Below are 24,776 nucleotides of genomic sequence, written 5' to 3' on the forward strand. Positions count from 1 at the left end.
ATGAACCAGAGCGTCGTCTTCCCCCGCACAGATGCACGTATCCTGGCCGATGACGGCGACTCGCTGAGTTTCTGTTCCACCTGCGCGTTCTCGCAGGCGTGCCTCAGCGAGGGGATGGACAAGAGTGCGCTCATGGAACTGCACGTGCTGGTGGAACACGTAGGTCCGCTTGCGGCCGGTGACCATGTCTTCCGCGAAGGCGATCCATTCAGCGCCATTGCGGCCGTGCGGGCCGGCACCGTCAAGACCTACCAGATTGACCGCGATGGTCGCGAGCAGGTACTGGGTTTCCACCTGCCGGGTGAGGTCATTGGGTTGAACGCGATCCATGACGACCGATATCCCTGCAACGCCGTCGCATTGGATACGGTCATGCTGTGCCGTTTTTCCTTTCCCAAGATCGCCTTGCTGGCGAGCCAGCTGCCCAACCTGCAACGTCATCTGTTCCGCCTGCTCAGTCACGACATTGGCGTTGCTTCGCTGTTCGCCCGGGACAACAGCGCCGACGAGCGCATGGCGGCCTTCCTGATTGGCCTGTCGCGGCGCCTGGCCGCGCGCGGTTTCTCCGCCAAGCGCTTCCAGCTGACCATGTCGCGCACGGACATCGCCAACTACCTTCGGCAGGCGCCGGAAACTGTCAGCCGCGTGCTGCGTCGCTTCGAGCGCGAAGGCCTGTTGCATATCAAGCAGCGCGATGTGGAGATCCTCGATCTAGCGCGCCTGCAGGCCATGGCCACCGCCGTCCTGCGCGATTGATCAATCGGGTTGGTGCCAGTCCCGTTCTTGCGGGAGTGTCCGGCTTGCTTTCTTGCGGGCCAATTTTTCGCCAGCTGTGCGCGTGTTTCCAGGCAACACACTGCCTGTCGCTTGACCCATGTCATGGAGCATCTTCGGCCATAGACAGAATATGCGGCACCTACACAGGAGTGCGCATCATGCAATCAACCCGAAGACTGTGGGCAGGCCTGGCGGCCCTGTTGCTGGTCTCCTTCTCGGTACTGCTCTGGGTGGGAGGCGAAGTCCACCGACAGGCTCCTCCCCTGCCCGAACGTGTCGTGGATACGGAAGGCAACCTGCTCTACACCCGCCAGGACATCGAAGTCGGCCGGCAGGTCTGGCAATCGATTGGCGGGCAGCAACTGGGTTCCATCTGGGGCCATGGCGGCTACGTTGCACCTGACTGGGGCGCGGACTGGCTGCATCGCGAAGCCGAGGCAATCCAGGATGGCTGGGCCCGGCGCGAGGCCAATGTCGAAAGCTACAAGCAGCTCGATGAAGCCACTCGCGCGGCCTATGCCAAGCGGGTCCAGACCGTACTGCGGCCCAACCGCTACGAGGCCAGCACCGGTACGATCACGGTGGATGTTGATCGCGCTGCGGCCATGCGGGAGGTAGCTCACCACTATGAGCAACTATTCGGCGACACGCCGGAACTGGCTCCCTTGCGCGAAGCCTACGCCATGCGCAATGGCACCGTGGCCGATGCCGCGCACCGCCACCAGCTGACGGCCTTCTATTGGTGGGCAGCGTGGTCTTCGGTGACCGAGCGCCCCGACTCGAAAATCAGCTACACAGCCAACTGGCCGGCCGACGAAATGGTGGGCAATACGCCGCCTTCGAATCTGTTCCTGTGGACGGTCTTCAGCGTGCTGTTCCTGTTGGCAGGTATCGGCTTGCTGGGCTGGCACTACGCGGTCAACCATGGCGATGAGATCGCAACAGTCCTGCCCAAACGGGATCCGCTGGCGGAGTTGCGCATCACCCCGTCGATGCGTGCCACCGGCAAGTACTTCTGGGTGGTGTGCGCCTTGTTCCTGGTGCAGATCCTGCTGGGCGCAATGACTGCCCACTATCAGGTGGAAGGCCAGGAAGCCTATGGCTTCGCGCTGGCCGATGTCCTGCCCTACTCGCTCACACGCACCTGGCATACCCAGTTGGCAGTGCTGTGGATTGCCACCGCCTGGCTGGGCATGGGCTTGTATATCGCACCGGCGATTTCCGGCCACGAACCGAAGTTCCAGCGCCTGGGCGTACACGCCCTCTGGGTCTGCCTGTTGATCATCGTGGTGGGCGCCTTTGCCGGCCAATGGTTCGCGGTGATGCAGAAGATGGGGCTGGAGCACAACTTCTGGTTTGGTCACCAGGGTTGGGAATACGTGGATCTTGGCCGCTTCTGGCAATGGTTCCTTTTCATCGGCCTGGTGCTGTGGCTGTCGCTGGTGGGTCGCGCCCTGTGGCCCGCACTGCGCAAGGGCAGCGAATCACGCTCCATCGTCACCCTGCTCTTCCTGTCCACCGTGGCCATTGGCCTGTTCTACGCCGCCGGCCTGATGTGGGGCGAACACACCCACCTCTCGATGGTCGAGTACTGGCGCTGGTGGGTAGTGCATCTGTGGGTCGAAGGCTTCTTTGAAGTGTTCGCCGTGGCGGTCATCGCGTTCCTGTTTACCCGCCTGGGCCTGCTGCAGATTCGGTCCGCCACCATGGCGGTGCTGTTTGCCACCATCGTGTTCCTGTCCGGTGGCGTGCTGGGTACGCTGCATCACCTCTACTTCACCGGTACGCCGACCGCGGTCATTGCCCTGGGTGCAAGTTTCTCCGCACTGGAAGTGGTGCCGTTGGCGTATGTCGGGTTCGAGGCCTATCACAGCTACAAGATGGGCAAAGCCACACCGTGGATGGCGCGCTACCGCTGGCCGATCATGTTCTTCATCGCGGTGTCGTTCTGGAACCTGGTGGGTGCGGGCCTGTTCGGCTTCCTGATCAATCCGCCGCTGTCGCTGTACTACATGCAGGGTCTGAACCTGACGCCGACCCATGGCCACACCGCTCTGTTTGGCGTGTACGGCATGCTCGGCATCGGCCTGATGCTGTTCTGCCTGCGCGGCCTGAAGCCGGACGTGGTGTGGAACGAGAAGCTGCTGAAGACCGCGTTCTGGGCCATGAACATCGGTTTGAGCTTGATGGCGCTGCTGACCCTGTTGCCGCTGGGCCTCCTGCAGTTGCGAGCAGCGTTGGAGCACGGCTACTGGTATGCGCGCTCTGCCGAGTTCATGCAGCAACCCCTGATCGATCTGCTGGTCTGGATGCGCGTTCCCGGCGACACCATCTTCAGCATCGGCGCGGTGGCCTTGGTCTGGTTCGTGTTCCGCCTGTGGGTGGCGCCGCGGCGCGAGGCCGCGCTGCCCGCCCCGCAAGCAAGCTGAGAAAATCGTCGTCAGAAAAAGGAAGGGCCGCTTGCAGCGGCCCTTCTTCTTTTGCGAGCCCGTCTGACGACAGACGCTGCCGGCGCCAGGTTCAGTGCGAGCAACACCCGCAGCATTCCTGATCGCTGCCCTCGCCATCGCCGCAGCTGGTGACGGGCTCACCCAAGGCAGCCAGAATCGTCGACACGCGCTCGCTGGGCAGGGTCGTGTAAACGCTGAGGCGCCCGGAATCCTCATCCCACAGGATTTCTGCTTCGGGGTCCCATTCTCGAAGGGCGTCGGTCATCGCTTGCTGGCGACGTTGGCGGAGGTCGGGCGTATCGGAGCGGGTCATGAAATTCCTGTAGGCAAGGAGGCGGCACGGTGGCCAGTACCGGCAATCTAGGTAAACCCGTCCCGCACGACATTGACCGGAATCAAGACGACGCGGCCTGGTGTTGACCCAGGTCAATGCCCGACTCGCCGTCGCCGCACACACTGCGCGCATGCCCACGATCCCCCTGCCCACACCTCCCACGTCGGTACCGGCACCGGTATCGATCCGTCAGCTGCTGCAGGCGCCACATCGGCTGATGTTCTTCATCGGCGCCGGCAACCTGATGCTTGCGATGCTGTGGTGGGCCTGCTGGCTGGCGGCGCAGTATTCCGGAGCCTGGTCGATGCCGGAAACTCCCATCTATGCCGGCTGGCTGCATGCCTTTGTCATGCAATACCTGGTCCTGCCCAGTTTCATTTTCGGATTCCTGTTGACCGTGTTCCCGCGCTGGATCGGCCAACCGGACCTGCCACGCTGGCGCTATGTGCCCGTGGGGGCCGGTCTGATGGGCGGGCAGTTGGCCGTGCTGCTGGCTACGCTCGGTTGGTCAGCGGGACTGACGGTAGGCGTCATTCTGGCGTTGGGTGGCTGGTCCGCCGCACTAGGCACCCTCGGACAGGTCCTCAGGCGCGACGGTGGCCCCACCTGGCATGCGCGCTCCTGTTATGCAGCGCTGTTGCTGGGGTGGTTGGGGCTGGCTTTGTATCTGGGATTCCTGATCACCGGCGATGCGATGCTCGCCTTCGCCAGCATCAAACTCGGTGGCATCGGCATGTTGCTGCCGATCTACCTGAGCGTGGCGCATCGCATGTTTCCGTTCTTCGCCGGCAACGCGATTCAGGGCTACCGGCCATGGCGCCCCTTGGCTTGGTTGGGGGCGGTCTGGGTGGCCGCGATGGTTCATCTGGGCCTGGAACTACTGCACGCGTATGCCTGGTTATGGTTGCCCGACGCCGCCCTTCTGGCGCTTACCGGCCAGGCCTTGTGGCGTTGGTGGCCACGTGCGCGCATGCCGGGTTTGCTGGCCGTACTGTTCTTCGGCACGGCATGGATGCCAATCACCTTTGCGCTCTACATCATTCAGAGCCTAGTCTATCTGGCAACCGGCGAGTTCGTGCTGGGCCGTGCGCCCATGCATGCGATGTTCATAGGATTCTTCGGCAGCGTACTGGTGGCCATGGTCACCCGCGTCACCCAGGGGCATTCTGGTCGCCCGCTGGCGATGCCGCGCGTGGCGTGGTTTGCATTCCTCGCCCTGCAAGCCGTCGCGGTCATGCGGGTGGTCGCCGAACTCGTGCCGGATGGCATGTTGTGGCAATGCCTGGCGGCGTTTGCCTGGTTGCTGGCGTTGGCGCCATGGGTCAGCCGAATAGGCGCGATCTACCTCAGCCCGCGCGCCGATGGGCGACCGGGGTGAGCGCATGATGACGTTCTATCCCAGCATCAAACACCTGCACATGGCCGTGGCATTGACCAGCGGTGGATTGTTCGCGTTGCGTGGCGCCGGGCTCCTGCTGGATCAGCGCTGGCCGCGACATGCGCTGCTGCGCTATCTGAGCTACAGCGTGGATACCGTCCTGCTGACCGCGGCGCTGTTCCTGCTGACCTTGTTGCCGGCAGCGCTGTTCGCCAATGGCTGGCTGCTGGTCAAGGTGGGATTAGTCGTCGCTTACATCGCGCTGGGCACGTTGGCCTTCCAGGTCGGGCGCGGGTTGCGCGCTCGCGCCACGCTGTGGCTGCTTGCCCTGCTCTGCTTCGTGCAGATCTATGGCATTGCGCGGACGCATGATCCGCTGGGATGGCTGCTATGGCTATGAGCTTCAACGAACTATCGAGCACTCTGGATCTCTGCGCACCGTGGACGCCAACGCTGGGAGAGTGCCTGGACGCAGCCGGCTGCGATCGCATTTGCCCCACGCATGCCGGCGTCGACCCGGATGACGCCTCTGCGCTGGAGCCTGCCCCATGTCGCTGATGCAGCTGGATTTGCGCAACCTGCCCGCGCCCGAGCCGATGGAATGCGTGATCGCCGCGCTACGGCAACTCAAGCGCGGCCGACACATCGAGGCGCTTACGCCGATGCGCCCCCTGCCCTTGATGGCCATGCTGGATGACTGGGGATATGCCTACAGCGTGGAGAATCTGCCGGGCGGGCAGGCGCGCATCTTCATTGCCCACTGCGAAGACCAGGCCAGCCTGCCGCACTGCGATGCATGAGTGGGCTGGACCTCGGACAGGCACCGCCTCCGGTTGAACCATGGCGGTTCCTTCGCAGCTCCCTCATCTGGGGCGTGGCCGCCGGCGCATGGTGGGTGTGGCAAGGCGAGTGGGCGCTAACCTCGCGCTGGGCGCCGCCCACCCTGGTGTCCGTGCACGCGTGGGTGCTCGGCGTGCTGGGCAACGCCATGCTGGGAAGCCTGCTGCAGTTTCTGCCGGTGGCGGCCAACACCCGTCTGAGCCTGCCGCTACCTGCACTGTGGCTGCATCGTGGCTTCAACCTCGGCGTGATGGCGTTGCTGCTGTTCTTCGTGAGGCCCCACACCGTGCTGGGCATCTCCGCCCTGCTGCTGCTCGCTGGCAGCCTGGGCGTGTTCGCTCTGCGTTCCCTGCTTGCATTGCACGCGGTCATCCCTGTGGATGCATTGCAGCGTGGCATCGCAATGTCGCTGTGGTTCCTTCTGGCGACCGTCGTCCTGGGTGGCGCTTCGGCGATGGTCCTCACTGGTCACCTGTCGATCCCGCTTGAGCGCATCGTCAATCTGCACGCCGCCCTGGGCCTTGGGGGTTGGTGCGTCGGCCTGCTGGCTGCGGTGGCTGCCGTCACCGTGCCGATGTTCCAGGGTGCGCGGGTCTTGACCCGCCGTGCGCAGCGAATCTGGGGGAACGGATGGCGTGCGGCGATGGGTTTGACGGTGCTTGCAGCCACTGCGCGGCAAGCTGATAGTCCGCTGATGCTGGGTATCAGCCTGCCTTGTGCGGGACTGGCCTGCATGATTCTGTGGATGCAGGTCCGTTCCCCTCATCCGCGCAATCTTCCGCTGCGGCTGGCCTGGCGGCTCGGCGCCTTCTTTCTGTGGCTTCCGTTGCTCTTGCCGGTAGTACTGCCACTGATGCCCGTCAGTGCAACATCCCCTGCTGCCTCGTTGGTGGCCGGCACTGCCGTCGTGGTGGCCGGCCTGCCCCTGCTGGTGCTCGGCATGCAGCTGGAAATCGTGCCCTTCCTGGCATGGATCGAGCTGCGCCAACGCCACCCCCGCGGGGTGCGGGTGCCGGGTGTCGGCCGTCTGCTGGATTCCACGCACAAGCAGCGCCTTGTGTTGATCCACGTGGCGGCGGCCGTGGCTGCGCTAATTGCCGCATTCGCGGCGAGGACAACGGTGATCGCAGGCGTATTGATCATGCTTGCCTACGCCGGCTCGCTTCTCAGGTTTGGCGCCGTATGGCGCAATGCGCGGGCCTGGCAGCCCGCGCCCGAATCTCCGCGCAGCCAATAAACGCCGGCAGGCTCAATAGCTCAGATTGACCTTGAGCCACAAGGTGCGCCCCGGCTCATGGATGCGCACCGGATCCGCCGGATAACCAAAGGCGCTGTTGCCACCCAGATTGAGGTGTTCGCTGTAGTCACGATCAAACAGGTTGTCGACGCCCGCGCTCACCTGCACGCGTTCGCTGTACCTGTACGCCGCATTGGCGGAGAACACGGCAAAGCCGGCACTGGGCCCCAAATCCTGGCCGACCACATTGCCCGTCCCCGGGTTGACACGATCCTGTTGCGCGACCACCCGCAGCAACGTTCCCCACGAGAACTTGCCGCGCTCCTGCGCCAGTGACAGGCGCAGTTCCAGCGGCGGCATCTGCGGCATCGCTCCTTCGTTCTTCAGATCGCCCCAGGCATAGGCCAACACACTGCCCACCTTCAGGCCGCGACCCGGTCGCCATTCAACCCCGGCTTCACCGCCGTGGATGTCAGCATCGACATTGCGGGCACGCGTTGCCTTCATGCCCATGCCTCCGGACAGGTAGTCGAACAGCACGAAGTCCTGCACCCGCCCGGCATACAGCGATACCCAGGCATCGACCTGGCGCCCCTCGTACTGCGCGCCGATGTCCAACTGGGTCGTCTTCTCCGGCCGTACGCCCGCAAACGCATTGGCTGCGCCCACCGGGCCGCGCGTGGCCGAAAACAGCTCCCAGTAATCGGGCATCCGCGCGGTGTGGCCCACCCCTGCATGGAAGCCCAGACCCTGGTGATCGTATTCGTAGCGGACAAAACCACTGGGCAACGTGTCCTGGCGGCGCTGTCCTGCGGTTGGATTGGGCATGGGCATCATGCCTCCTGTGCGTTTGCGCAGGTCCTGCACCTCGGCCCGGTCCAGGCGCAGGCCCGACATGAGGTGGTGATGTTCGGTGATGTGCCAATGCGATTCGGCAAACACGCCATAGGTCTGGAACTTCGCGTCGACGGTCCAAGGTTGCAGTCGATACGCACCGCGCCCCATCGCACTGCGCTGGCTGTGGCGGCTGTCGCGCAGGTCGGCGCCGGCGGTGATCTCCCAGCGATCCTTCTGCCAGGTGGCGGCGACGCGACCGCCCTGCACATCCTGCGCGACATTGCTGGCCATCGGCATCGGCATGCTGCTGTGCGGGTCGGGCTGACGCAGGCTGTAGTTGTCCATCACATGGTCGACCTGGTTGCGGTAGACGTTGGCGACCAGCGCATCCAGCACGCCTCCCATGTGTTTCTTCTCGAAGCGCAGGCCCAGGCTGTCGCGATCAAAGGTCGCCCCATCCATGCCGCGGCCCGCGTAGCGTGCCTGTGCATCACCCTGGCCGGCGCTGAGTTCCAGCACCGTATCGGCGTCGGGCGTCCAGCCAATGGCGGCATCGGCATTCCACTTGCGCCAGGCCGAAGGAACTTCGTTGCCCGCCCCGTCCTGATAGTCGTCGGACTCGGAACGATTGGCCGCCACCCGCACATAGCCTTGCGGTCGGCCAAAGACCGCATCAACCACCTGATCATTGCGATTGCGGCTGCCCATCAGGGCGCTGCCCGAGAGGCGCGATTCGGGACGATCGAAGTACGGCACTTCGCGTTCGAAGCGGATCGTGCCAGCCGATGCACCGCCGCCCCACAGAACGCTCTGCGGGCCCTTGATGACAATCAGGCGGTCGTAGGTTTCCGGCGCGATGTAGGACATGGCGTTGTCCATGCGCGAAGGACATGCACCGCTCAAGGCGCCATCGTTGGTCAACAGGTTCAGGCGCGAACCAAACATGCCGCGCAGGACCGGATCGCCATTGGTGCCGCCGCTGCGCAGGACGGAGAAGCCGGGAATGGTCTTGAGGTAATCGGCGCCGTCACTGGCGGGAACCGGTTGCCGTGGCAGCTTGGGATCGGTGACGAAGGTGGTGGCCAGGCTGGGCGCCACGCCAATGACCACGACCCCGTCGAGCTGGGTTGCGGCGGCGGCATGTCCTTCGTGCGACTGATCGTTGGGCTGGGCGATGGCGGTGCTGACCATCAGCCAAGGCAGCGCTATCGCCAGTGCAACGGCAAGCGGATGTCTTTCCATGGACGTGCTCTCTTGGTGAGTTGCAACATCTTTGGCCCGCTGCCGATGCATCGGTATGCGACAGAGCGTCGCATTGTCAGCGTGGCTTGACGCGGATCAAGAGAATCACATTCCCCCTTGCTCGATTGATTCTGATCAACGCCCCTGCAGGGAGTGCGCGCCTACCTTGCACGCAACGGCCACGAGGCCATGACACAGGGATACGCGTAATGAAACGCTGCAAACCGCTTCTTCTCTCGAGCGCCCTGGGCTGCGTGCTCGGCTTGCTGGCCACGGGCCAGGCGATGGCTGCGCCGGGCGCAGATCGGAGCACGCCCATGGAAACCATCCAGGCCGTGCTGACGGCGCCGCCGATGGTGCCGCCGCCGATCACCCGCAAGACGCCCGCCAAGGTGGTGGTCGATCTGGAAGTGATTGAAAAGGACATGCAGATTTCCGACGGCGTGACCTACAACTTCTGGACGTTCGGTGGTTCGGTGCCGGGCAGCTTCATCCGCGTGCGCCAGGGCGACACGGTGGAGTTCCACCTCAAGAACGCCCACGACTCGAACATGGCGCACAACATCGACCTGCACGCCGTCACCGGCACGGGCGGCGGCGCCGAAGCCACCTTTACCCTGCCCGGCCACAAGACGCAGTTCACCTTCAAGGCGCTCAACCCCGGCCTGTACGTCTACCACTGCGCGATGCCGCCCGTCGGCATGCACGTGGCCAACGGCATGTACGGCTTGATCCTGGTGGAGCCAGAAGAGGGCCTGCCCAAGGTCGACAAGGAGTTCTACGTGATGCAGGGCGACTTCTATACCGAGGGCGCGCATGGTGATCCCGGCCTGCAACCTTTCAGCCTGGAAAAGGCCATCGACGAGCATCCGACCTACGTCGTCTTCAATGGCGCCGAAGGCTCGATGACGGGCGACAAGGCGCTGACCGCCAAGGCCGGCGAAACCATCCGCATGTTTGTCGGCAACGGCGGTCCCAACCTGGTGTCGAGCTTCCATGTGATCGGCGAGATCTTCGACAAGGTCTATACCGAAGGTGGCAGCAAGGTGCAGGAGAACGTGCAGACCACGCTGGTACCGGCAGGCGGCTCGACGATTGTCGAATTCAAGGCCGACGTGCCGGGCAACTTCATCCTCGTCGACCACAGCCTGTTCCGCACCTTCCACAAGGGCTCGCTGGGCATCCTGAAAGTCGACGGTGACAAGAAGCCGGAGATCTACACCGGCCAGCAGGCCAGCGGCGAATACGCTGCGCCCGCCGACAAGCCGGCCAAGTGATGCCATGAAACGCGCGTTGACCGGCGTGGCCTGTCTGCTCGCAGTCGCCTCCACCCTTGCGGCGGAGGCGGCTTACGTCACGTTGCCGGGCGGCTCGTTTGTTTCGGCCATCCGCTACGAAGAATCGTCCGCTCCCCTCCAGGTGGCGCCATACCGGATGATGAGCAAGCCTGTCAGCAACGCCGACTTTGCCCGCTTCCTCCACGAATACCCGCAGTGGCGACGAGATCGTTTGCCGGCCGTGTTTTCCAGTCCTGGCTACCTGAGCCATTGGCAGTCAGCCGAATCCGTCGGCGAACAGGCACTAGACGACGCTCCGGTGACCCGGATCAACTGGTACGCCGCTGATGCCTATTGCCGCAGTCAGCAGGCGCGGCTGCCCACCTTCCTGGAATGGGAGTTCGCCGCCGCTGCTGACGCCCAGCAGGTCGACGCACGCCGCAATCCGCAACGTCGCCTTCGCCTGCTGGAAGACGCCACCCCGCGCGCCATCGATGCACAACCCCAGGCAGCCGCCAACGTCTACGGCGTGCAGGGCCTGCACAGCGCGCATTGGGAATGGGCCGATGACTACGCCTCCCTACTCAGCGCCGAAGACCGTCGCGGTGGCGAGGATGGCGATGCACTCAAGTTCTGCGGCGCGACCTCGCTGGCCTTCAACGATCGTGAGCAGTACGCGGTCGTGAAGCGCTTTGCCGTGCTGTCCGCGCTCAAACCCGGCGACACGCTCGCCAACCTCGGATTTCGTTGTGCCAGGAGTTCACCATGAGACACGTGCTTCCTTCGCTGTTGCTTGCCGCCCTGTTCGCCACCAGCGTGGGCCGGGTCTGCGCGCAGGCGTTGCCGGGCGATTCGGTGTATCACGTCGATGCCCAGGTCACCAATGCACAAGGCCGGACACAAGCCTGGCGCTCACTGCGCGGTCAGCCGCAAGTGGTGTCGATGTTCTACAGCGGTTGCCATGTGATGTGTCCGCTCATCCTGGAAAACGCAAAGGGCGTGCAGAAGCAGTTGACCGCCGCCGAACGTAATCGCCTCGGACTGACCATGATCAGCCTGGATCCCGCGCATGACACGCCCGCGGTGTTGGCCGAAACCGCGCGCAATCATCGGCTGCCGGCGCACTGGCAGTTGCTGCGGCCGGGTGAAGATGAGGTGCGCGCCTTGGCCAGCGTGCTGGATGTGCGGTATCGCGTCCGCGAGGACGGCAGCATCAATCACACCAGCGTGCTGATTCTGTTGGATGCGGATGGGCGCATCCTGGCGCGCAGCGAGGTGGCCAGTGCGGCACCGGATCCGGCTTTCATCACCGCCGTGCGACAAGCCCTCGCCCAGTCCGCCACGCCCGTCCATTGATCCCGACCGCCGCCCGGGTGGCGGCGCCGTCTCCGTTGCGAGGTTGTCATGCAGTATGCGATTCCGCTGGACCACGCTGGCCTGGATCTGGTCGCCCTGGAAGCCCAGCTTCTCAATTTCGATCCGGCTGGCGTAGTGGACTACGACCCTGCCAGCGCACGCCTGCGCATCTCAACCGTGGTACTGGCAATCGAGTTGGTCTTCATCCTGGAACAGGCGGGCCATCGGGTGCCGCTCAGCCATATCGAACACGTACCGTCGGTCTGCTGCGGCGGTTGCAGCGGCTGACGTCGTCGCCCGGATCACGCCCTTGCAGCGTATCGAACGTGAGCCGGATCCAGACTTGATTTCAGTCAATGGCAAGGGTTCCACGCCTGCCTAGCATGGCGGTGAATGCTCACTTTCCGGTGCGTGCCGCCGTGTCTTCCCGCCCTGTTCCAACTGTCGATGATGTCCCCTTGCAGCGCCCGGCGCCGAGTCCGGCCAGGCGATCCGGCGCGCGTGGCGTCCGCCTGATACAAGCCGCGCCGCCACCGCTGGTGATTGTCGGTAGCGGCATAGCCGGGCTGGTGACCGCGCTTTCGGCGGCGCCGCGTCCGGTGCGCTTGATCAGTCCCCTGCCGGTCGCCACCACCTGCGCCACCGCGCTGGCACAAGGCGGTATCGCCGCCGCCCTCTCCAACGACGATACGGCCGCCGCGCACGCACGCGACACCTTGGTGGCCGGCGCGTACCACAACGACTATGACGCGGTCCGCTACCTGGTGGATCACGCTGCCATCGCCGTGCGCTGGCTGCAGGCGCAAGGCGTGGGCTTTGACCTTGACGGCACGCGCTTCCTGCTCGGCCGCGATGGCGGACATCGGCGCGAACGCACCGTGCATGCCGGCGGCGACGCCAGCGGCGCCGCCCTGCTGCTGGCATTGATGCGAGCGGCTGAGCAGGCCAGCCATATCGAATGGGTGGCCCCTGCCCGTCTGGACGCGATCCGCCTGCGCAATGGGCATGTGGCCGGGGTACGCGTGGCCACGTCCGAGGCGGTGGAAGAATGGGACTGCGCGGAACTGGTGCTGGCGACCGGTGGCTGCGCCGCTCTGTTCGCCGCCAGCACCAATCCCCGTAGCGCCGACGGCAACGGTCTGGCTTTGGCCATGGCCTGCGGCGCCGCTTCCCGTGATATCGAATTCGTGCAGTTCCACCCCACCGCGCTAGCGACGCCGGCCCAGTCAACCTTGCCGATGATTACCGATGCGCTGCGATCGGCGGGCGCGCGATTGATCGATGACGCCGATCGCCCGCTGATGCCGGGCGCAACCCATGACGCCCAGGTTTCGCCGGCCAAGATCGCACGCGAGGTCTGGCTGTGCCGGGAACGCGGCAGCCAGGCGTGGCTGGACGCCACCGGCCTGCATGAGCACTGGTTACTCCACTTTCCCAATGTCTATGCGCTGTGCCGCGCGCACGGCGTGGATCCCTTGCATGAGCGCATACCCGTCACGTCGGCGGCGCATTTCCACATTGGCGGGATCGCGGTGGATGCGGAAAGTCGCAGCAGCGTGCATGGCCTCTACGCCGTCGGCGAGGTGGCCTGCAACGGCGTGCATGGGGCCAACCGGCTGGCGAGCAATTCCTTGCTGGAAGGCGTGGTGTTCGGCCGTCGACTGGGACATTCGCTCGCGGACATCCGCCTGCATCCACCCGGGCGTGGCACGGATCGGTGGGTGGACCGCGGCGCCAGCGCGGACGCGGAGAGCATGCCGCAGCTGCGCGAGATGGCCTGGCGTGCACTCGGTCCGGTACGCGATGGCGCCACCTTAGCGGGAACCGACCATGCACTCGCCCAGGAAAGACACCTGGCCGGCACCTGGCAGGCCGGGCTGCTACGCTGCATGCTGCGGGCTGCACGAGCCCGCACGCAGAGCCTGGGCAGCCACTTCCGCCGCGACGACGGCCACGCGGCCTGGCTCAACTGACGCTGGCACGGAGGGCGCCACGATGCCGTTGAGTTTCGATCTGCAGGCTTCCATCCAGCGCCGCGGCTGGGTCGCGGAGGCCATGCGCATCATCGAAGCGGACTTCAACCGTTCCGCCGACACCCATCTGATCCCGTTGACCTTGCCGGCCTTTCCGGAACTGCCGATTTATCTCAAGGACGAATCCAGCCACCCCACCGGCAGCCTCAAGCATCGTCTGGCGCGCTCGCTGTTTCTCTACGCGCTGGCCAATGGCTGGTTGCGCGAAGGCATGCCGGTCATCGAAGCATCCAGTGGCTCAACCGCCGTCTCGGAAGCGTATTTCGCGCGCCTGCTGGGGCTGCCCTTCATCGCGGTCATGCCACGCCAGACCTCGCCCGACAAGATTGCCGCCATCGAATTCCAGGGCGGACGTTGTCATCTGGTCGAGCAGGCGGCGGGCATCAACGATGAGTCAACGCGCCTGGCGAGAGAACTGGGAGGGCATTTCATGGACCAGTTCACCTACGCCGAGCGCGCCACCGACTGGCGCGCCAACAACAACATCGCCGAATCGATCTTCCGCCAGCTGGCCCAGGAGCAACACCCCATCCCCGCGTGGCTGGTCTGCAGCGCGGGCACCGGCGGCACCTGCGCCACGCTGGGCCGCTATGTCCGCTACCGCCGTCATCCCACCCAGGTCCTGTGCGTGGACCCGGAGCATTCGGTGTTCTTCGATTTCTATCGCGATTGCGCGCAAGGCCGGCGCGATCTGCAGCGCGTGCACGATTGCGGATCGCGCATCGAGGGCATCGGCCGCCCGCGCGTGGAAGCCAGCTTCATTCCCGAGTGCGTGGACGCCATGCTCAAGGTGCCGGATGTCCTCAGCCTCGCGGCGATGCGTTTCGTCAGTGCACGCCTGGGGCGGCGCGTCGGTGGTTCCACCGGGACCAATTTTGTCGGCGTGCTGGCCGCGGCACATCGGATGCGACAGCAAGGTCGGGAAGGCTCACTGGTGACGATTCTCTGCGACAGCGGCGAGCGGTACGCCCACAGCTACTACAGCCAGGCGTGGTACGAAGCCCAGGGCATGGATATCGAAGCCGCCGATGCCGTCATTGCCGCCGCGGCCAGCGGCGAACCGCTGCCCGCGCTGGCCGCTGCGCAACTGGGTGGTTGAATTACAGCGTTGTCAGAGCGCGCAACAGGCCAGCGGTTGGGGATCGCGGTCGGGCGAATGGAAACTCTGATAGCGCAGCCAGAAGGTGTTGCCAATCGAACGCGCGGATTCGTTGGCCATGGTTTGCAAAGCGGGATTGCCGCAGTCGGCAGTCGTCTGCTCGAACACCTGCAACCAGCGTTCGAAAAATTCCGCTGTCAGCCCGGGCATTTCCAGGTGACGCGACACCGGCGCACCATGGAATCGTCGCGTGCCGCGCAGCAGGGCCGACCAGAACGCCACCAGATGGGCCTCATGCCACGCCCAATCCTTGACCTGCGAAGAAAACACCGGACCCAGCAAGGCGTCCTGGCGCACGCGCGCGTAGAAGTCTGCCACCAGTTTGACGACCTCTTCTTCCGAGCACAGGCGCAGACTGGGGCCGGTGAAGTTCTCTTCGTCTTCCGGTGAAAAACGCATGCGTGGGTTTCCGATGGGCGGGGCGCACGCAGGATAGGCATTTCATATAAAAGGTCGTTTGATCTGGATCAAGGCTGCAAGAGCGCAACACGTGCAAAGTGAGCGCGCATCGAGGAGTAGCCCGATGCGCTCTCTCCCGAACCCGTTCTTTCTTTCAATGCGACACCAGGAGTGTTCCATGAAATCCGCAACCACCGTTCTGCTCGGCCTGGCTCTGCTGGGTACGGCCGGTCTGGCCCACGCCGCAGGCAACTGCACCGTCACGCTCAAGGGCGACGACGCGATGAAGTTTGATCTCAAGACCGCCACGGTCTCGGCTGCCTGCCCCACCATCACCATCGAGTTGGTCCATACCGGCAAGTTGCCGGTGACCGTGATGGGCCACAACGTGGTCATCGCCAAGACCAGCGATGTCGCAGGCGTCACTTCCGCCGCCACCAAGGCCGGCGCCGCCAACCATTACCTGCCCAAGGGCGACGCGCGCGTCATCGCAGCCAGCGGCCTGGTGGGCGGTGGCGAGAAGACCAAGTTGACCGTGCCGGGCAAGAAGCTGACCGCCGGTGGCGACTACTCGTTCTTCTGCAGCTTCCCCGGCCACAGCACCATGATGAAGGGCAAGCTGGTCGTCACGCCGTAACGTTTCGGGGCCGCCTTTGTGCGGCGGCGCTGGCCTTCGGGCCAGCGCCTTTTTATTGGGCGATCAGAAGCCGAACGCGTAGCCCACCTGCGGGCCGCTCAACACCACGTGCGCGTCCACGGCGTTCTGGCCCAGTTTCATGTCCAGGTGCTGGTAGCCCACCGTCCACGCGCCATGTGCCATCCGGTATTGCGCCAGCAGCGACGCGCTCCAGGTGCCACGGGTCTGTCCCGCACTGGCATCGGCCTGCAGGCTTGCCGACCAACGAGCTGACAAAGGCAGACTCACGCGCGCGCCCATCAGCAAGTCGGCGAACTGCCTGTCCAGATCGAGGCCCCGGGGCGCGGTTCCAGCAGCAGCCGGCGCAGCGGCGACGCTCAGATCCGCGTCGATATAGCGCATGCCCATGTGGACATCCACGCCGCGATCCCGTTGCTCGCCCGGTCGCCAGGTCGCGACCAGATCCAGCACGCGCGCATCGACGTCCGTGCGCGTATGCACGCCGTTGCGATCATTGCCCTTGCCCAGTCCGAAGTAGTTGAAGTTGGCCTGCATGCCCAGGTGATCTCCGCGCCCTTCCATGCGGACCATGAAGGCGCCTTGCAGGATATCGGTGACTTCCTTGAAGGACAGGTCCTGCTTCGCACTCACGCCCAGTGCCGGCGCAGCTACCTGGGTATCCAGACCTGCCGCCCACACATAGGGCTCGACGGACCAGTCCCAGTCAGGGGATTGCTCGGCGTGGGCCAGGCTGGCGCTGGCCAGCGACGCCACCGCCAGGCCGATGGACAGGCGCGTTCTTTTGCCGATGGACAAAGTTCTCTCCTCGATTCACGTGATCAGTTGCGCTGACACGCGGACCGTCCGCGCCAGCAAGGCGCGAATTCAAACAGATGTACCCACGCATGAAATGCGCCATCGGACGCATTTCCTGATCGGCTGCAGCAAGCTGACAAGCCCGGCAAACGGGCGCCATCACAACGCGCAATCGCGGTCACGTACCGGTAGTTATTCGGATTCGTCTGATGGCGATCCGGGCACGCGTGCTACGGCGGAAACACTCGCCCTGTGCGCTTCCGGTGCATCCAGCGCCAGCAAAGCGTGGTTCGCCGCCTGCTGATCCGCGGCACCCAACTCGACCAGCCAGGTGATCTCCCCCGACACCCGCTTGGCCACCGGCACGCCATCGCGGTAGAGCACGCGTGCACCTGCCACGCGCGGCACTTTTTCACCGGGCAGCACACTGCCCAGCAGGTTGGCCGGATCCACGGCCGCGACCCGTAGCCAGGCGCCGTCGTCGGCGCTGCGGCGCACCTGCCGCAGCGCGGCGATGGCTTCCGGCAAGGCGAACTGTTCACCGGACAGGCCGGTGATGAAACGTCCGCCGCGTATCTCGCCGCGCGCTTCCAACCGGTGATACACACGCACCAGTTCACGCCACGGCGGCAGCCAGGCCGCCTCGCGTTCCAGCAGGCGCCAGCAGACCACGCCATAGCGGCGCAACAAGGTCCGTGCGATGTGTTCCAAAGCGTCGCCGCGCGCACTGCCTGCGCTGCCGCCGGCGGTTCGTATCAGCGCCCAGCGGCCCGCATCCTGCACGCCGAACAGCGAAGTACGACGACGCCGTCGCGACGCCGCGCTGGCGCGTTTGGAAGACGGCACCAGCAAGGCGCGCAGCCCGCTGTAGCTGTCGCAATGGATGCGGCCACGCATCACCAGTTCGGCCAGGGCGTCTTCCAGTTCGGTCTTGAGCAGGTGAGCGCCATCGAGCAGTTCGTCGAAGAACGAGGCGCCATGGTTGTCCAGATAGTCCACGACGCGCTGCGCACGCGAGCCCAGCGCCGCACCTTCTTCGCCGCCGGCCGTCATCTGTTTCCACATGGCCGCACTGCGTCGCGGCAGCAGCACGATCGGGGTGACGCGCAGGGAAAGATTGGCGCGCGCGCCGGCCTCGCCCGTGGAGGGCCGCAGCCGGGTCCACAGGGTTCGCCCGGCAATGCACATTTCGTCCAGCCACTGGATCGCGTAGTCGCGCACGCGCGCCGGCAGCAACTCGGTCTCCCAGCTGATCGCCGGCGCCTCGTAGGCTTCCAGCTGCGCCAGCACACTGCCCAGGGCTTCCGGGCCGCTGACCCGTTCGCTACCGCTCACGTGCTGCCAGTCGAACAGGAAGCGCTGGAAATGTCGCGGCTCCACCGGTTCAATCTCGCGGCGCAGCTGGCGCAGGGTGTAGCGATGGATGCGCGCCAGCAGGTGGCGCTCGCACCACTGCTGCTCGCTACCGCCACTGAAGCAGCCTTGCATCACATAGCCTTCGCTTTGCAACGCCAGCAGGGCCAGGTCGACCTCTTCCAGCGGCAGGCCCAGCGAATTGGCCAGGCCGCCGGGCAGCGCCGGACCCAGGCCGGTGAGCCGCGCGCGCAGCAATTCGCGCAAGGCGGTTTCGCGCGACCACGCCACGCTGGCGAATTCATCCGGTGCCTGGATCATCGGTGCCATGTCGCGGCCCGGATACAGGGCCGCCAGCATCGGCAGCAATTCGGCGGCGACCCAGGCGGCAGGCACGGTGTCCTGTGCTTGCAGCAGGGTGGCGCGGCCCTGCCCGGCCAGGGTGTGCAACCAGTCCTGCCAACCGTCTTCGTTGCGCGCCTCGGCGGCGGTGACGAGGCCCAGCACGCTCAACGTCTCGTGCATTTCGTCCACGCTGCGCGGCTGCGGCCAGGCCTCCTCGCGCACGGCGGCGATCGCGGCCGGGTCGAGCTTGCCCAACTCATCGGCCGATTCGGCCTCGCGGTACAAGCGGCTCTGCACGGCCTGGGTGCGGCGCTCTTCGAGTGGGGCGTCGTCGAGAAACGCATAGGGACGCGCATTGATGATTTCCGCCGCCAGCGGCGATGGCAGCGGCAAGTCGCAGGCCACGACCTCAATCCGGCCGGACTCGATGCCCCTCAACACGTCCAGCCAGCCTTCGGTGTCCATGGCCTCGTGCAGGCAGTCGTCCATGGTCTGCGCGACCAGCGGATGGTCAGGCACTTCGCGCTCACCAACGATGTTCTCCAGGCACGCCACCTGATCGGGGAACACCGTCGCCAGCAGATCCTCGGATTTCATCCGCTGCAGCTGCGGCGGCACCTTGCGTCCTCCCACGAAGCGCGGCAAGGCCAGCGCGGTGGTGGCGTTCCAGCGCCAGCGCACGCCGAACAACGGCGCATCCAGCAGGGCCTGGATCAGCACGTCCTGCGCCGAGCTGGAATGCAGGTAGCGCGAGACCTCCAACAAAGGGAAGCTGTGGCTGGTGGACAGCGACAGGATGATCGCGTCCTCGGTCGCGGCGGCCTGCAGTTCGAAGTTGAACTGGCGGCAGAAGCGCTTGCGCAAGGCCAGGCCCCAGGCGCGGTTGAGGCGGCTGCCGAACGGCGCGTGGATCACCAGCTGGGTGCCGCCGGATTCGTCGAAGAACCGTTCCAGCACGATGCGTTGTTGGGTCGGCATGCGCCCGAGCGCGGCCAGCGCCTTGGCGATGTAGTCGGCCATCTGCCGCGCCGCTTCCTCGTCCAGGCCCAGCTGCTGTTGCAGCCACTGGCAGCCCGCATCCACACCACCCTCGCCTATCGCCAGCGCGACCTCCTCGCGCAGGCGCGAAACGCCGGTGGAGAGCTCGTCGGTGCGGCCCGGCGCCTCGCCCAGCCAGAACGGAATGTTGGGCGGTGCGCCTTGCGCGTCTTCCACCCGCACGCGACCGGGCTCCACGCGCAGGATGCGATAGCTGGCATTGCCCAGCTGGAATACATCGCCGGTCAGCGATTCGATCGCGAAATCTTCATTGACCGTGCCGATATTGTGCGCGTCCGGCTCCAGGATCACCGCATAGTCGCCGGTATCGGGAATGGTGCCGCCCGACATCAACGCCGTCATCCGCGCGCCCTTGCGCTCGCGCAGGCGGTGGTGGACGGCATCGCGATGGACGTAGCCGGCGCGCGGCCCGCGACGGGTGCTGAAGCCCTCGGCCAGCATCTTCACCATCGCGTTGAAATCTTCGCGGCGCAGGCCCGCATAGGGCGCGGCGCGACGGACCAGCGCGTAGAGCTCGTCTTCCTGCCATTCGCGGCTGGCCGTCTCGGCCACCAGTTGCTGCGCCAGCACATCCAGCGGCGCCACCGGGATGCGCAGTGCATCCAGCTCGCCGCGACGCACGCAATCCAGCAGGGCCGCGCATTCGATGAGTTCATCGCGCGACTGCGGGAACAGGCGCGCCTTGGGCACGCCGCCCACCGCATGTCCGGCGCGGCCGGCACGCTGCAGAAACGTGGCGATGGAACGTGGCGTACCCAGCTGGCAGACCAAATCGACATCGCCAATATCCAGGCCCAGTTCCAACGACGCCGTGGCCACCAGCACCTGCAGCTCGCCATGCTTGAGCCGACGCTCGGCTTCCAGCCGCAACTCCCGCGCCAGGCTGCCGTGATGCGCGGCCACGGCCTGCTTGCCCAGGCGCTCACCCAGATGGCGCGCCGTGCGCTCGGCCATGCGCCGGGTGTTGACGAACACCAGCGTGGTGCGGTGCCCGCGCACCAGATCGGCCACCCCGTCGTAGACCTGCGCCCATTGGTCGGTGGACATCACCGCACCCAGCGGCGTGGGCGGCAATTGCAGCGCCAGGTCGCGTTGCTTGCCGTAGCCGATATCGACGATGCGACACGGTTGCGGCTGACCCGTCGCATCAACGCCCACCAGGAACCGCGCCACCGCGTCGATGGGTTTCTGCGTGGCCGACAGGCCTATGCGCACCAGCGGATGCGCGCTGAGCGACTGCAGCCGCTCCAGCGACAGGGCCAGATGGCTGCCGCGTTTGCTCGCGGCGACGGCATGGATTTCGTCGACGATCACCGAGCGCACGTTCGCCAGCATGGCGCGGCCGGATTCGGAACCCAGCAGCACATAGAGCGATTCGGGCGTGGTCACCAGCACGTGCGGTGGCTTGCGGAAATGCTTCTGCCGTTCGCCCGCCGGGGTGTCACCGGTGCGCACGGCGGTGCGGATCTCGACGTCGGCCAGCCCCATCTCCGCCAGCACCTGGCGGATCCCTGCCAGGGGCGCCTCCAGGTTGATGTGGATGTCGTTGGACAGCGCCTTCAACGGTGAGACGTACACCACCACTGTTTCATCGGCCAGCCCCTCGGCGGACAGTCCGCGCTTGACCAGCTCATCCAGCGCCGACAGGAACGCAGTCAGCGTCTTGCCTGACCCGGTCGGCGCGGCGACCAGGGTGTGCTGATGCGACTGGATGGCCGGCCATGCCGCCCGTTGCGCCTCGGTCGGCGCAGCAAACGTGCGCTCGAACCACTGCGCGACAGCAGGATGGAAGTTGTCCAGAGGCATGGGCGGACAATACCGGGCTTGCGCCGGGAAATCGGTGAAAACGGAGGATCCAGATGGTGACGAAATCCAGTCGGATCCAGCGAACCCGGCGGTATCTGTTCAGATAGCCGGCACGTGCTCAGTAGCAGGCGCGATGGACGTCTTCATCGAGCTTGGCAAGCATCGCGTAACTACGCGTGAGCCCTGCCCTGGCTAGGGTTGCCTCGCGTTTTCGCTGCGCGGCGAGACAGGCGGGCGTCGCGCCCTTGGGGTTGAGCGGAATCACGGCGGCTTGCGCCGTGCCGCTCAATCGCGGTCGTCGACGGGCCTCTTTGCGTGTCGTCGCGCGCGCGCGTTTTGACTTGCGGATGGCGTCATCGCGCGGGCGTGCCTCTTCGATTGCGGAATCCGCAGCTTGTCCAGCCACCACCGGTATCGTGGCTGGCGATGCAGGCGCTGTGCTCACTTCCCGTGACCACGCCTGTTCGTCGTGACGGGCACACGCCAGCGTCTGGTAGCTGGCGATGCCGTTGGCCGCCACGCACTTGTGGATGAGCGGCGCGGCGTGGATGCCGCCGACGCAAACCAACAGCAGACTCAGGGCGATGCAGACGTTTCGAAACAGAACCATGACCTTCTCCATGCGGAGAAAGTCTGCTCGCCGTGGCCTGCCGACACCATCGGAATTCACCGCGGCGTGATGTCGGCGAATGCCGCAGCCTCGTAGGCAAATCCCTACCCGCCCGCCAACAGACGCGCAGCCCGTGCAGGGGCCGCGCGGTGGTCCGCCTAATTCGTCGCCGGCGGCGGCAGGACGTCGGCGAGCGACTGCAGATGCAGGCTGGCGCGCAGCGCGGCCAGATGGGCCTTGGAAGTGACCTTCAGAGTCACCGACTCGCCCGGCAGCAGGTCCAGCGCGTTGTCCGACACGGCCGCATCGTGCTCGCCGAAATCGATCCACAGATCGCGAACCAACTGTGCAGACTGCAGGCGCAGCTGATAGCCGTCCCCGTCGCGTTCCAGCGCGGTCTGGATGGCCGCGGCGGGCAGTTTCAAGGCCTTGGCGGCTTCGAAGTACACCAGCTGGCGCGCCAGCATCGTCTCGCCTTCATACAGCTCGAACACCGCCACGCTGGCCGCGGCATCGGCGCCGCGCAGCAACTCGCTGTCCTTGAAGGCGCGCACGTGGGTAGCCGACAGCGGTGGCAGCGTCACCGCCGCCTTGCGCTGGCGCAGCACCTTGCCGTTGAAGTCCATGACCCGCAGCCGCCACTCACCCTTCAGCGGCTGCTGGCGATCCGAGACCAGGTCCAGTTGGATCTCTCCCTCCCTGCGCGACGCGGCGACCGCCACCGGCGCGAAAAATCGTCGTGCGTGGAAGTGCAGCGCCTTCCAGCGGCCGGCATGGTCGATGCTCGACCACGACGCGCCCGGCCACACATCGTTGAGCTGCCAGTACAGCGAACCCATGGTGTAAGGACGCGAGGCGCGGTGATGCAGCGCCGCCAGCTCGATGCCCTCGGCCTGCATCACCTGACTCAGGTAGATGAAGTCGGCGAAGTTGCGTGGCGTGCCGTACTCGTTCTGGATGTACTGCAGCAAGCGCTCGTTGCCGGCGCCGGCCATGAACTTCTGGTGCGCGCGAATCACCGGTGCGTCGATGGCCTGTTCGGCGCGGCTGGCAAACGCATCGACCGTGCGCTGCACCGGCCAGGCCTGCAGGCCGAACTCGGACATGAAGCGTGGCGTCTCCTCCAGGTAGGCCTGGACCGGCTTGGCCGGCGCGCCCCACACTTCCCAGTAATGCTTGTCGCCCTTGCGCGAGTCGTTGGCCTTTTCGTCCAGATCATTGCTGGGGGAACTGGACCAGTACGGCACACCCAGGCCCTCTTCGTGCACGACCCGGCGCAGGTCGCGACCGAACAGCGCGACATAGCCTTGCCAGACGCGGTCGGCAAACACCGGATCCGCCTCGGCCAACTGCTTGCGGTGGCCCCAGTCCTTCCAGGCCGTCTCTTCTTCGTTGTTGCCGCACCACAGCACGATGCTGGGGTGATGGCGCAGGCGACGGAGGTTGTCGCGCGCCTCGGCCACCACATTGGCGCGGAACAGCGGCTCATAAGCGGGCTGCATGCCGCCACCGAACATGAAGTCCTGCCAGACCAGCAGGCCCAGCTCGTCGGCAATGTCGTAGAACGACTCGTCCTCGTAGTAGCCGCCGCCCCAGTTGCGCAGCATGTTCATGTTGGCGTCGCGCGCCGCCTGCAGGACCTCGCGGATGCGCGCGGGCTGCACACGTGCGGGAAAGGCGTCGAACGGAATGACGTTGGCGCCCTTGGCGAAGATCGGCACGCCATTGATGACGAAGGCGAAGCCCTGCCCGTCCGCATCGCGATCACGGCGCAGCTCGACACTGCGCAGACCGGTCAGGCGCTCGGCCGCAACCGAATCCCCACGCGCATTGCGCACGCTCAGGCGGAAGCGATAGCGCGCCTGCTCGCCGTAGCCTGCCGGCCACCAGCGCCGCGGCGAACGCAGGGTGGTGGTCAGCTCGACGCGGTTCTCGCCCTGTACCAGCAGCGCGCTGCGCTGCAGGAGGCCCACGCGCTGGCCATCCGGATCCAGAATCTCCACTTCCATCGCCGCCGTGTCCGGGCCGGCACTGTCGACGGTGGCGATGATCGCCAGATCGGCCTCATCCTGATCCAGCGAGGTGGTGGCGATGGCCAGGTCGGTCACCCGCAGCGACTTCCAGGTCTCCAGCCGCACCGGTCGCCACAGACCGGCCGTGACGTAGCGCGGCCCCCAGTCCCAGCCGAAGTGATAGCCCGGCTTGCGCACGAAGTTGCCGACCATCGCGTCCTTGGGCTCGTCGCCGTAGGGCGAGGGATAGTTGCCGGCGATCTTGTGCGGCATCGCCTGCACCTGCGGCAGCAAGGCGCGGATCGGCGAGCGGAAGATGATCCGCAGCTCGTTCTTGCGCGCCTTCAGCCGCTTGTCCACGCGCACCCGCCAGGTGCGATGGCTGTTGTCGGTCGAGAGCAGCGGCTTGCCGTTGAGGCTCATCTCGGCCAGCGTATCCACGCCTTCGAACACCAGCTCGGCGTTCGGCCGCGCCAGCGTGGCTTCGTCCACGTCGAAACGATGGACGTACTCCCAATCCGCCAGACCGATCCACTGCAGGCTCGCCTCGGGCGCGCCCACATACGGATCCACGATCACGCCATGGGCCAGCAAATCCGTGTGCACGGAGCCAGGCACGCTGGCTTTGCGCCAGGCGGTGGCTTCGGGATGGGCTTTGGCCTGGGCGTCGCCCGGCAGCAGGCGGAACCGCCAACCGTCATCCAGCGTGCGCGACACCACCTGCGCCCATCCGGGCATGGCGACCAGCAACAGGCACAGGGCCAGACACAAGCGTTTCATCGACGATGTTCTCCCAGGTGCGCCCGCACGACGAGCGCA

Annotated in this window: 20 protein-coding genes; 13 read left to right on the forward strand and 7 right to left on the reverse strand. The window is 65.6% G+C overall.

The annotated features are described in order from the left end of the window. Nucleotides 1-756: a helix-turn-helix domain-containing protein gene (locus tag B5X78_RS00190; protein ID WP_079722494.1), complete on the forward strand. Its 756-nt coding sequence runs from the start codon at nt 1-3 to the stop codon at nt 754-756. 179 nt (nt 757-935) lie between these two features. Next, on the forward strand, nt 936-3,206 hold the full coding sequence (locus B5X78_RS00195; RefSeq protein WP_079724347.1) for a nitric-oxide reductase large subunit: 2,271 nt from the start codon (nt 936-938) through the stop codon (nt 3,204-3,206). A 91-nt stretch (nt 3,207-3,297) separates the two neighbouring features. Here B5X78_RS00195 and B5X78_RS00200 read toward each other — a convergent pair whose 3' ends face one another. After that, nucleotides 3,298-3,540 carry a hypothetical protein gene (locus B5X78_RS00200; RefSeq protein ID WP_079722495.1) on the reverse strand — a complete coding sequence of 81 codons (243 nt, stop codon included), beginning with the start codon at nt 3,538-3,540 and terminating at the stop codon, nt 3,298-3,300. Between the two features lie 151 nt (nt 3,541-3,691). On the opposite strand from B5X78_RS00200, the gene B5X78_RS00205 reads away from it, so the two are divergent. The 4 genes from B5X78_RS00205 to B5X78_RS00220 all read left to right on the forward strand — a co-directional run bounded on the left by B5X78_RS00205 (nt 3,692) and on the right by B5X78_RS00220 (nt 7,016). Continuing rightward, nucleotides 3,692-4,939 (forward strand): NnrS family protein, encoded by a 1,248-nt coding sequence (locus B5X78_RS00205; RefSeq protein WP_079722496.1) that lies wholly within the window; start codon nt 3,692-3,694, stop codon nt 4,937-4,939. A 4-nt stretch (nt 4,940-4,943) separates the two neighbouring features. Beyond that, a complete protein-coding gene (locus tag B5X78_RS00210; RefSeq protein WP_079724348.1) occupies nt 4,944-5,339 on the forward strand; it encodes a SirB2 family protein in 396 nt (131 codons plus the stop codon). Between the two features lie 148 nt (nt 5,340-5,487). Next, nucleotides 5,488-5,739 carry a DUF2249 domain-containing protein gene (locus tag B5X78_RS00215; protein ID WP_079722497.1) on the forward strand — a complete coding sequence of 84 codons (252 nt, stop codon included), beginning with the start codon at nt 5,488-5,490 and terminating at the stop codon, nt 5,737-5,739. A gap of 74 nt (nt 5,740-5,813) precedes the next feature. Continuing rightward, entirely contained in the window at nt 5,814-7,016 is a 1,203-nt protein-coding gene (locus B5X78_RS00220) for a hypothetical protein (RefSeq protein ID WP_079722498.1), read from the forward strand. Nucleotides 7,017-7,028: 12 nt separating this feature from the next. On the opposite strand, the gene B5X78_RS00225 is transcribed toward B5X78_RS00220, so the two are convergent. Continuing rightward, nucleotides 7,029-9,095, reverse strand: coding sequence for a TonB-dependent copper receptor (locus B5X78_RS00225; protein WP_079722499.1), 2,067 nt, complete (start codon nt 9,093-9,095; stop codon nt 7,029-7,031). 209 nt (nt 9,096-9,304) lie between these two features. On the opposite strand from B5X78_RS00225, the gene nirK reads away from it, so the two are divergent. The 6 genes from nirK (at nt 9,305) to B5X78_RS00255 (ending at nt 14,860) form a co-directional block, all read left to right on the forward strand. Next, the gene (gene nirK, locus B5X78_RS00230; RefSeq protein WP_079722500.1) at nt 9,305-10,372 is read left to right on the forward strand and encodes a copper-containing nitrite reductase; all 1,068 of its coding nucleotides are present in this window, start codon (nt 9,305-9,307) and stop codon (nt 10,370-10,372) included. Nucleotides 10,373-10,376: 4 nt separating this feature from the next. Further along, complete coding sequence (locus B5X78_RS00235) at nt 10,377-11,141, forward strand: formylglycine-generating enzyme family protein (RefSeq protein WP_079722501.1); 765 nt, start codon at nt 10,377-10,379, stop codon at nt 11,139-11,141. After that, nucleotides 11,138-11,728: an SCO family protein gene (locus tag B5X78_RS00240; protein WP_079722502.1), complete on the forward strand. Its 591-nt coding sequence runs from the start codon at nt 11,138-11,140 to the stop codon at nt 11,726-11,728. Before B5X78_RS00235 ends, B5X78_RS00240 begins: the two co-directional genes overlap by 4 nt. A 48-nt stretch (nt 11,729-11,776) precedes the next feature. Continuing rightward, on the forward strand, nt 11,777-12,016 hold the full coding sequence (locus tag B5X78_RS00245) for a hypothetical protein (RefSeq protein ID WP_079722503.1): 240 nt from the start codon (nt 11,777-11,779) through the stop codon (nt 12,014-12,016). A gap of 170 nt (nt 12,017-12,186) precedes the next feature. Continuing rightward, entirely contained in the window at nt 12,187-13,701 is a 1,515-nt protein-coding gene (locus tag B5X78_RS00250) for an L-aspartate oxidase (protein ID WP_229730960.1), read from the forward strand. A 52-nt stretch (nt 13,702-13,753) separates the two neighbouring features. Beyond that, a complete protein-coding gene (locus B5X78_RS00255; RefSeq protein ID WP_139381492.1) occupies nt 13,754-14,860 on the forward strand; it encodes a pyridoxal-phosphate dependent enzyme in 1,107 nt (368 codons plus the stop codon). Nucleotides 14,861-14,872: 12 nt separating this feature from the next. Here B5X78_RS00255 and B5X78_RS00260 read toward each other — a convergent pair whose 3' ends face one another. Next, on the reverse strand, nt 14,873-15,319 hold the full coding sequence (locus B5X78_RS00260) for a group III truncated hemoglobin (RefSeq protein ID WP_079722505.1): 447 nt from the start codon (nt 15,317-15,319) through the stop codon (nt 14,873-14,875). A gap of 178 nt (nt 15,320-15,497) precedes the next feature. Here B5X78_RS00260 and azu point away from each other — a divergent pair, with 178 nt between their 5' ends. Further along, the gene (gene azu / locus B5X78_RS00265; RefSeq protein WP_079722506.1) at nt 15,498-15,956 is read left to right on the forward strand and encodes an azurin; all 459 of its coding nucleotides are present in this window, start codon (nt 15,498-15,500) and stop codon (nt 15,954-15,956) included. Nucleotides 15,957-16,019: 63 nt separating this feature from the next. Here the strand turns inward: azu and B5X78_RS00270 are convergent, their stop codons facing one another. From B5X78_RS00270 to B5X78_RS00285, 4 genes are all read right to left on the reverse strand, one after another. Beyond that, on the reverse strand, nt 16,020-16,772 hold the full coding sequence (locus B5X78_RS00270; RefSeq protein ID WP_079722507.1) for a hypothetical protein: 753 nt from the start codon (nt 16,770-16,772) through the stop codon (nt 16,020-16,022). A gap of 192 nt (nt 16,773-16,964) precedes the next feature. Further along, nucleotides 16,965-21,335 carry a DEAD/DEAH box helicase gene (locus B5X78_RS00275; RefSeq protein ID WP_079722508.1) on the reverse strand — a complete coding sequence of 1,457 codons (4,371 nt, stop codon included), beginning with the start codon at nt 21,333-21,335 and terminating at the stop codon, nt 16,965-16,967. A gap of 118 nt (nt 21,336-21,453) precedes the next feature. Continuing rightward, nucleotides 21,454-21,957 (reverse strand): hypothetical protein, encoded by a 504-nt coding sequence (locus B5X78_RS00280; RefSeq protein WP_079722509.1) that lies wholly within the window; start codon nt 21,955-21,957, stop codon nt 21,454-21,456. 146 nt (nt 21,958-22,103) lie between these two features. Continuing rightward, a complete protein-coding gene (locus B5X78_RS00285) occupies nt 22,104-24,737 on the reverse strand; it encodes a beta-mannosidase (RefSeq protein ID WP_079722510.1) in 2,634 nt (877 codons plus the stop codon). Nucleotides 24,738-24,776 lie beyond the last annotated feature (39 nt).

Origin of the sequence: Pseudoxanthomonas indica, from assembly GCF_900167565.1 — a bacterium.
Taxonomy (GTDB): domain Bacteria; phylum Pseudomonadota; class Gammaproteobacteria; order Xanthomonadales; family Xanthomonadaceae; genus Pseudoxanthomonas_A; species Pseudoxanthomonas_A indica.

Bases quoted from the DNA above. Each gene is read 5' to 3' on its own strand.
- B5X78_RS00225 (WP_079722499.1), bottom strand. From the start codon at position 9,095: ATGGAAAGACATCCGCTTGCCGTTGCACTGGCGATAGCGCTGCCTTGG.
- B5X78_RS00190 (WP_079722494.1), top strand. From the start codon at position 1: ATGAACCAGAGCGTCGTCTTCCCCCGCACAGATGCACGTATCCTGGCC.
- B5X78_RS00200 (WP_079722495.1), bottom strand. From the start codon at position 3,540: ATGACCCGCTCCGATACGCCCGACCTCCGCCAACGTCGCCAGCAAGCG.
- nirK (WP_079722500.1), top strand. From the start codon at position 9,305: ATGAAACGCTGCAAACCGCTTCTTCTCTCGAGCGCCCTGGGCTGCGTG.
- B5X78_RS00215 (WP_079722497.1), top strand. From the start codon at position 5,488: ATGTCGCTGATGCAGCTGGATTTGCGCAACCTGCCCGCGCCCGAGCCG.
- B5X78_RS00280 (WP_079722509.1), bottom strand. From the start codon at position 21,957: ATGGAGAAGGTCATGGTTCTGTTTCGAAACGTCTGCATCGCCCTGAGT.
- B5X78_RS00235 (WP_079722501.1), top strand. From the start codon at position 10,377: ATGAAACGCGCGTTGACCGGCGTGGCCTGTCTGCTCGCAGTCGCCTCC.
- B5X78_RS00245 (WP_079722503.1), top strand. From the start codon at position 11,777: ATGCAGTATGCGATTCCGCTGGACCACGCTGGCCTGGATCTGGTCGCC.
- B5X78_RS00210 (WP_079724348.1), top strand. From the start codon at position 4,944: ATGATGACGTTCTATCCCAGCATCAAACACCTGCACATGGCCGTGGCA.
- B5X78_RS00205 (WP_079722496.1), top strand. From the start codon at position 3,692: ATGCCCACGATCCCCCTGCCCACACCTCCCACGTCGGTACCGGCACCG.
- B5X78_RS00275 (WP_079722508.1), bottom strand. From the start codon at position 21,335: ATGCCTCTGGACAACTTCCATCCTGCTGTCGCGCAGTGGTTCGAGCGC.
- B5X78_RS00260 (WP_079722505.1), bottom strand. From the start codon at position 15,319: ATGCGTTTTTCACCGGAAGACGAAGAGAACTTCACCGGCCCCAGTCTG.
- azu (WP_079722506.1), top strand. From the start codon at position 15,498: ATGAAATCCGCAACCACCGTTCTGCTCGGCCTGGCTCTGCTGGGTACG.
- B5X78_RS00285 (WP_079722510.1), bottom strand. From the start codon at position 24,737: ATGAAACGCTTGTGTCTGGCCCTGTGCCTGTTGCTGGTCGCCATGCCC.
- B5X78_RS00240 (WP_079722502.1), top strand. From the start codon at position 11,138: ATGAGACACGTGCTTCCTTCGCTGTTGCTTGCCGCCCTGTTCGCCACC.
- B5X78_RS00195 (WP_079724347.1), top strand. From the start codon at position 936: ATGCAATCAACCCGAAGACTGTGGGCAGGCCTGGCGGCCCTGTTGCTG.